We start from the raw sequence: 1,522 nt of genomic DNA, 5'->3' as shown, positions 1-1,522 counted from the left end.
AACCGCACCCAACTTGCCAACGCTATACGGGGTTACGCCAATGAGTTTGGTGTCTCCGCAGCCAAGGGGCTGGCACATATCCCTATGCTGCTTGAAAGGATACAGGCCGACGCGACTGTGCCAGAGCTCGCACAGGAATTGTTCATGAGCCAGGCCGAGGAATACGCTCAACTGGAGAAGAAGATTGCGGATGTGGAGGCCAAGGTAAAGGCATGGCAACGTAACGACGAACGCAGCAGACGTCCCAACACCATTCCCGGCATTGGCCCAATCGGTTCGGCTCTCTTGATCATGAAGACACCCGCTCCGGAGCTGTTCCAATCTGGCCGCCAGTTCGCAGCCTGGATAGGGTTGACGCCAAAGGATCACTCCACCGGCGGCACGGTTATGCGCAGAGCCGCAGCCCGGCGTTCCGCGTCATCGATACGCGTGACTCCAATCCTTAGTATTTGATGTCTCGTCCTGTTTGACGTCCTTTTTGCTTGGTGGCGCGTTTATCCTGCCGGCATGCAGCATTGCTTTGGTCATTGGCCGCGCGGCAGTCCTGCTTTGTATCCCGCGCGCCCTGGCGGGTGTCTTGGCGGACATCACGCGCAGATTTGCGCTGCTGTCCCTGCTCTGTTGCGACGGACATTACTGGCATGCCCATGAAGAATATTGCAGCCATCGAGGCAGCGGTGAAAGACTTGAGTCCGAACATGGTCCGTCTCCCGTTAAGAGGCCATAACTATAGCCTTGATGCTCTCAGTGGCGGCGTGAATGCCGCCACTGTCACAGGTTCTGCTACATTTTAGAGACCGCTTCCATGGCGTCTGCCAGCGTAGAGCCGGTGTTGCTCTTGCAATAGGCGGCGACCTTCTCCGCGTTGGCGTGAGCCTTTTCGCCGTCGATCATCGCACTGCCAGCTTTTCCATGAACGTACCCGTTCACCCACATCGCCACGCCGATGGTTTTGGCGGCAGGCATGTCGCCAACTTCCTTACAGGTGACCTTTGACATGTCCACTTCCGCGGCCAAGGCCTGGCCTGCCAAGCCAAGACCKGCAAMTGCTATTGCGATTGAAAYRARGCGYATCATRGTCGTCCTCCCAAACACCCTTGCCACTTACCAGAGCGAGGGTTCGTGTGTGCAGTGATATGTTTGGAAACCACAAGGGGCCGCGGTCAACTCTGATCGCGGCAGGTCGTAATTTAGAAACAACTAATAATAGCACGATACGTTGAGGGATACACGTAGTTTTTAATTTGCGAAGGATGCCTCGCCTTCTCGGTAAACCACACGGCCTGCTCAGGCGCGCCACCGAACGGATGCAAGCACTACCGTGAGGGCGACCCGCCGCGGTCAGCAGAGGTGGCGAGATCTTTTTCACGATGCGCAAGAAAATATCGATGAGGCCTTTCAAAGGTTTCTTCTTCTCTGGCGTGCTGGAGGCCCGTCCAGAAGGTGAGGTCGCGCTCTCGGAGGGTTGGAGAAGCTCGAAGTGCCCGGTGCTGCGATTCTTAAGGCAAGGCGCCCCGGTTCG

Annotated in this window: 3 protein-coding genes; 1 reads left to right on the top strand and 2 read right to left on the bottom strand. The window is 56.8% G+C overall.

The window, feature by feature from the left end; translation table 11 throughout:
- Positions 1–453: transposase (locus tag AC1D35_RS36105; RefSeq protein ID WP_477942807.1), on the top strand; the 453-nt coding region annotated here is incomplete at its 5' end.
- Here AC1D35_RS36105 and AC1D35_RS36100 read toward each other — a convergent pair.
- Together AC1D35_RS36100 and AC1D35_RS36095 are read right to left on the bottom strand one after the other, a co-directional pair.
- Positions 443–700, bottom strand: a complete 258-nt coding sequence (locus AC1D35_RS36100) for a hypothetical protein (RefSeq protein WP_115038631.1) — start codon at positions 698–700, stop codon at positions 443–445. The two genes, AC1D35_RS36105 and AC1D35_RS36100, sit on opposite strands and share 11 nt — an antisense overlap.
- Before the next feature lie 83 nt (positions 701–783).
- Positions 784–1,077 (bottom strand): HdeA/HdeB family chaperone, encoded by a 294-nt coding sequence (locus AC1D35_RS36095; protein WP_477942805.1) that lies wholly within the window; start codon positions 1,075–1,077, stop codon positions 784–786.
- Positions 1,078–1,522 lie beyond the last annotated feature (445 nt).

The sequence above is a fragment of the Rhizobium sp. P1_E6 genome, assembly GCF_056405875.1.
This window is presented reverse-complemented; position numbering and strand designations above follow the sequence as displayed.